This is a genomic window from Chitinophaga sp. (assembly GCF_035564935.1).
Taxonomy (GTDB): domain Bacteria; phylum Bacteroidota; class Bacteroidia; order Chitinophagales; family Chitinophagaceae; genus Chitinophaga.
Genome location: NZ_DATMTE010000690.1, coordinates 1 through 1,961, shown reverse-complemented (window position 1 = coordinate 1,961; position 1,961 = coordinate 1). Strand labels below are relative to the sequence as shown.

Genomic DNA, 1,961 nt, shown 5'->3' with positions numbered 1-1,961 from the left:
ATTCCCGGATGAATTTAAGGGAACGGACCAGCGAATTTTTAACTGTTTGGGGAGAGAGCTGCAGCTCGCCGGCAATTTCCGCAATTTTAAGACCCGTTTCCCGGCTAAGCAGGTAGATCTTTTGCGCCTGGGGCGGCAATTGGAGAATGGCCTGCTTTACCAGCAATGCAGTTTCAGAAAAAGCAATATTTTCTTCAGTAAGATTGGAATGATCCGTGCTTTCCCGTGTGATGATCCGGCTGGCCTTATCGCGCACCCCCTGTTTTTGTAACCAGCTGTAGCAGCGGTGATACACCATTTTAAAGATCCAGTTATGGGGAGTCATTACTTCCGGCAGCTTTTCACGGCTCAGCCATATGCCCAGGAATATTTCCTGTATAATATCTTTCTCGGGACCTTCTACCTGTATGACGCGGGCAATTACAGGCTTGATCTTAGGCACATACAGATGGAACAATGCTTCGAATGCAGATTCATCTCCCTCCGCAATCCGGTGGAAAAGTGCAGTTTCATGTCCTGTGTCATTATTCATCCGTTAGATCCAGTTCCCCTTAAAATTAAATATCACATTATCCCCGTTTCATCCGTCAATAAAATAGATGAACTGCCCGGTGTAGTCGATAAAGATGCGGATTGCAAAATACGAAAAATCGCGGTAAAGCTGCTGTTTCCTGCTTCCGTCCCGCTTTGGAACAGCAACAACCGGTAGAAGGAACTGTGGGAGTAAACGGATATTTATTGTATACGCTTTTATTTTTAAGGAAAGAGAAAATATCAGTGATCCATTACGATCACATTGGCTGTTTTTTTCTTTTTTGCAGATGCCATCAGCAACAGGGGTAATGCTGCAAGGAATATAAGACCTACCAGCAGGAACGCATCGCTGAAACTCAGCAGTGTACTTTGTTTTATCACTGAACTATCCAGCAGTTTCAGTGCTTTATGATGCGCATCCGTTACGGTAGCGCCTTTACTGGCAAAGTAATGGGCGTAGCTGTTTAACCGGCCTGTTACGGCAGGGTTATCGGTAGTAAGATTGCTTACCAGGTCCATCCGGTGTTGGGCATTCCGGTTGGCCAGGTAGGTATTCACCATGGCAATACCAAAGGAACCGCCCAGTTGCCGCATCATATTGTTTAAGGCCGCGCCCTGCGGGATATCTGCCGGTGCAAGGGAAGACACGGCCAGCGTGGTAAGGGGTACCGTTACCAGCGCAAGGCCCACGCCCCGCCAGATGAGTGAAGTAGTAATAGTAGCAGCGCCGGCATCCTGGTTAAGGGCCGACATCTGCCAGCTGAAAAGAATAAACAGCCCCATTCCCGCTACGATAAGGAACACGGGCGACACCCCGCGCTGCAGTAACCGCGCGGAGATGATCAGCCCGCCTATGGCCAGGCAGGCGCCGGGCAGCAACAGCAAGCCTGTTTGCAGCGGTGTGAAATTAAGCAGCCGCTGTGCAAATACCGGCGTAAGAAATACAGAACTGAAAATGCCCATGCCGGAAACAAATGTCAGGATCGCCGCAATGCTCAGGTTCCTGCTTTTCAGCACGCGGAGGTTTACCACCGGGTCTTTGATCCGCAATTCCCACCACACAAATATCAGCAGGGCAAAACCAGCGATCACAGACAGCCAGGTAATATAGGCCGCTTCAAACCAGTCGTCAGTTTCCCCTCTTTCCAGCACTGTTTGTAATGCGCTCACCCCAACGGCCAGCAGCAGGATGCCGGTCCAGTCGATCCGTTTGCCTGCCGGCGCCTGTTCCGGCTCTTTCAGCAGTATGTAACAAAGCGATGCCACTGTAATACCTATCGGTACATTAATATAAAAGATCCAGGGCCAGGAATAAAATTCAGTGATATAGCCACCTAATGTAGGGCCTATAGTGGGACCAATAAACACCCCTACACCAAAAAGCGCACTGGCTACATTTTGTTTTTCCTTGGGGAATAATTCAAAAA

The 1,961-nt window shown here is 49.1% G+C and carries 2 protein-coding genes; both read right to left on the bottom strand.

The window, feature by feature from the left end; genetic code table 11:
* Positions 1 to 532, bottom strand: a 532-nt coding sequence (locus VN105_RS17805) for a sigma-70 family RNA polymerase sigma factor (RefSeq protein ID WP_325642877.1), incomplete at its 3' end; no start/stop codon positions are given.
* Positions 533 to 774: 242 nt separating this feature from the next.
* Positions 775 to 1,961: DHA2 family efflux MFS transporter permease subunit (locus tag VN105_RS17800; RefSeq protein WP_325642876.1), on the bottom strand; the 1,187-nt coding region annotated here is incomplete at its 5' end.